The following is a 3,984-nucleotide window of genomic DNA, read 5'->3' as shown; positions in this document are numbered from 1 at the left end:
TGCAACGTACCATGGCCTGTTGTTTCGGCGTTGTCAGCCTTGTTTGTTCGGCTTGAGATTTGGGTGGGGCCGGCAAGGTATCCCAAAAAAAAAGCGGGCCAAGCCCGCTCCCACAAGGATCACTATCAATCCTGTAGGAGCGGGCTTGACCCGCGATTGGCAACGCCTCGGTGTCAGCCGATGGTCATCAGGCTGGCATTGCCCCCCGCCGCCGCGGTGTTCACGCTCAACGCACGCTCGATCACCAGGCGCTCCAGCGCAATCGCGGTTTCACCCGACGACAGCCCCTGCACCCCTACGATCGCACCCGCACGCTTGGCCACCTGCTCGCACACGGCGCGCAACTGGTCCGAATGGCCGTGGTGCAGCACCGCGTCGAACACCACCTCGTCCTTCGCCCAGTCGCTCACCAGCTTGATGCGTGCCTGCAGCTCCTTGGGCAAGCGAGCCCGCAAGGCCTTGCCCGGCTCGCCGTCAACGAATACCGCCGAACTGCCCACCGCCAATACCGCCGCCAGTTGGATCAGCAGATCAGTCTCCGACTCGGCCAGGCACAGCACGTGCTCGCGCGGCAGGATGCTGTAGCTGTTGCGCTCGCCCGTCGGGCCGTTGAGCAGGCGGGTCACGCCGCTTTGCGACTGCTGCGCGAACTGCTCGCACACCTGCACCAGCTCAGCCTGCTGGTTGCTGGCCGCCCAGGCCTTGAACGACTGCAGTGGCTTGAGCAACTGCTCGCGCAGGCGCACATCCGGCGCCGCGCCGCCGTCGGTACGCTGGAACGACTGCTCGATGGCATCGGCCGGGCGCGTCGACAGCAAGCGGTACAGGTACAGCGGGCCACCGGCTTTCGGGCCAGTGCCCGACAGGCCTTCGCCACCAAACGGCTGCACGCCAACCACCGCACCCACGATGTTGCGGTTGACGTAGACGTTGCCAGCATTGACGTTGTCGATCACCTTGGCGATGGTCTCGTCGATGCGGGTGTGCACGCCCAGGGTCAGGCCGTAACCCGAGGCATTGATCTGTTCGATCAACTGGTCGAGGTTCTTGCGGTTGTAACGCACCACGTGCAGCACCGGGCCGAAGATCTCGCGTTGCAGCTCGTCGAAGCTCTCCAGTTCGATCAGCGTCGGCATCACGAAGGTGCCACGCTTGATCTCTTCACCGTCGGCAATGGCCACCTGGTACACGGTGCGACCTTTGTCACGCATGCCCTGGATGTGTTTCTCGATACCGGCCTTGGCTTCGGCGTCGATCACCGGGCCAATGTCCACGCTCAGGCGCTCGGGGTTGCCCAGGCGGCTTTCGGCCATGGCACCCTTGAGCATTTCGATCACGCGGTCGGCCGAGTCTTCCTGCAGGCACAGCACGCGCAGTGCCGAGCAACGCTGGCCGGCGCTGTCGAAGGCGGAGGAGACCACGTCGATGACCACTTGCTCGGTCAGCGCCGAAGAATCGACGATCATGGCGTTCTGGCCGCCGGTCTCGGCGATCAGCGGGATCGGACGGCCCTGGCTGTCCAGGCGACCGGCAATGTTGCGCTGCAGCAGGCGCGCCACTTCGGTGGAGCCGGTGAACATCACGCCCTTGACGCGATCATCACCCACCAGGCGTGCACCCACGGTTTCACCGCGGCCCGGCAGCAGTTGCACCACGCCTTGCGGGATGCCGGCTTCGAGCAGCAGGCGCACGGCCTGGGCCGCTACCAGCGGGGTCTGTTCGGCCGGCTTGGCCAGTACCGGGTTGCCGGCAGCGAGTGCCGCCGCCACCTGGCCACTGAAGATCGCCAGCGGGAAGTTCCACGGGCTGATGCACACCACCGGGCCCAATGGGCGGTGGGCGTCGTTGCTGAAGTCGTTGCGTGCCTGCACCGCGTAGTAACGCAGGAAGTCGACCGCTTCACGCACCTCGGCAATGGCGTTGGCGTAGGTCTTGCCGGCTTCGCGGGCCAGCAGGCCCATCAGTGGCTGGATCTCGCCTTCCATCAGGTCGGCGGCACGCTCCAGGATCGCCGCGCGTTCGGCCGGCGGGGTGGCCTGCCAGATCGGGGCCGCATTGAGCGCGCACTGGATGGCATTGTCGGCGTCTTCGACGGTGGCTTCCTGCACGTGGCCGACCACGTCACGGTGGTCGACGGGTTGAGCACCGCTGCCGCGGCTTCGTTGCTGGAGGCGCAACCGAGCATCGGCACGGCTTTCCAGTCGTTGTGCGCGGTGGCCAGCAAGGCGCAGGACAAGGAGGCCAGGCGGTGTTCGTTGGCCATGTCGATGCCGCTGGAGTTGGCACGCTCGGCACCGTACAGGTCACGCGGCAACGCAATGCGCGGGTGCGGCAGGCCGAAGCCGCCTTCCTGGGTGGCCATGCGCTCGATGGTCGCGACCGGGTCGGCCACCAGTTCCTGGATCGAGATCGACTGGTCGGCGATGCGGTTGACGAACGAGGTGTTGGCGCCGTTTTCCAGCAGGCGGCGCACCAGGTAGGCCAGCAGCGTTTCATGGGTGCCGACCGGGGCGTAGACGCGGCACGGACGGTTCAGCTTGCCGTCGGCAACCTTGCCCACCACTTGCTCGTACAGCGGTTCGCCCATGCCGTGCAGGCATTGGAACTCGTACTGGCCCGGGTAGTAGTTCTGCCCGGCGATATGGTAGATGGCCGACAGGGTGTGGGCGTTGTGCGTGGCGAACTGCGGGTAGATGACTTCTGGCACCGACAGCAGCTTGCGGGCGCAGGCTATGTAGGACACGTCGTGTACACCTTGCGGGTGTACACCGGGTAGCCTTCCAGGCCTTCGACCTGGGCGCGCTTGATCTCGCTGTCCCAGTACGCGCCTTTTACCAGGCGGATCATCAGGCGGTGACGGCTGCGGCGGGCCAGGTCGATGACGTAGTCGATCACGTACGGGCAACGCTTCTGGTAGGCCTGGATGACGAAGCCGATACCGTTCCAGCCGGTCAGCTGCGGCTCGAAGCACAGGCGCTCGAGCAGGTCCAGCGACAGCTCCAGGCGGTCGGCTTCTTCGGCGTCGATGTTCAGGCCGATGTCGTACTGCTTGGCCAGCAGGGTCAGCGACAGCAGGCGCGGGTACAGCTCGTCCATCACGCGCTCGTACTGGGCGCGGCTGTAGCGCGGGTGCAGGGCCGAGAGCTTGATCGAGATGCCCGGGCCTTCATAGATGCCACGGCCGTGCGAGGCTTTGCCGATCGAATGGATCGCCTGCTCGTAGGAGGCCAGGTATTTCTGCGCATCGTGCTCGGTGAGGGCGGCTTCACCGAGCATGTCGTAGGAGTAGCGGAAGCCCTTGGCTTCGAACTTGCTGGCGTTGGCCAGCGCTTCGGCAATGGTTTCGCCGGTGACGAACTGCTCGCCCATCAGGCGCATGGCCATGTCGACGCCCTTGCGGATCATCGGCTCGCCGCTCTTGCCGATGATGCGGCTGAGCGAGGAGGTCAGGCCGGATTCGTTGTGCGTGGACACCAGCTTGCCGGTCAGCAGCAGGCCCCAGGTAGCGGCGTTGACGAACAGCGATGGGCTGTTGCCCAGGTGCGGCTGCCAGTTGCCAGTGCTGATCTTGTCGCGGATCAGCGCGTCGCGGGTGCCTTGTCGGGAATGCGCAGCAGCGCTTCGGCCAGGCACATCAGCGCCACGCCTTCCTGGGACGACAGCGAGAACTCCTGCAGCAGGCCCTGGACGATACCGGCACGGCCGCCGGCGCTCTTCTGGTTGCGCAGTTTTTCGGCAATGCCGGCAGCCAGCTTGTTGGTGGCTTCGGCCATGGCGGCCGGCAGGCGTGCCTGCTCCAGCAGCATGGGCACCACTTCGGGCTCGGGGCGGCGGTAGGCGGCGGTGATCGAAGCGCGCAGTACCGATTGCGGCAGGATGCTCTCGGCAAACTCCAGGAAGCACTGGTGCGCATGATCGGCCTGCACATCGCCGGCATCGTCGGCATGATTGCCAGGCTGACCGCTGAGTTCGGTCAGGTGGCGC

General features: G+C 65.7%; 1 pseudogene. It reads right to left on the bottom strand.

Annotated features, from left to right (window positions below):
* Positions 1–173: 173 nt before the first annotated feature.
* A pseudogene (gene putA, locus G3436_RS10705) lies at positions 174–3,984 on the bottom strand (trifunctional transcriptional regulator/proline dehydrogenase/L-glutamate gamma-semialdehyde dehydrogenase); the annotation flags it as partial.

Source organism: Pseudomonas brassicae, assembly GCF_010671725.1.
In the GTDB taxonomy this organism is placed as follows: Bacteria; Pseudomonadota; Gammaproteobacteria; order Pseudomonadales; family Pseudomonadaceae; genus Aquipseudomonas; species Aquipseudomonas brassicae.
Note: the sequence above shows the minus strand (reverse complement) of the source record. Positions and strands in the feature narration are given on the sequence as shown.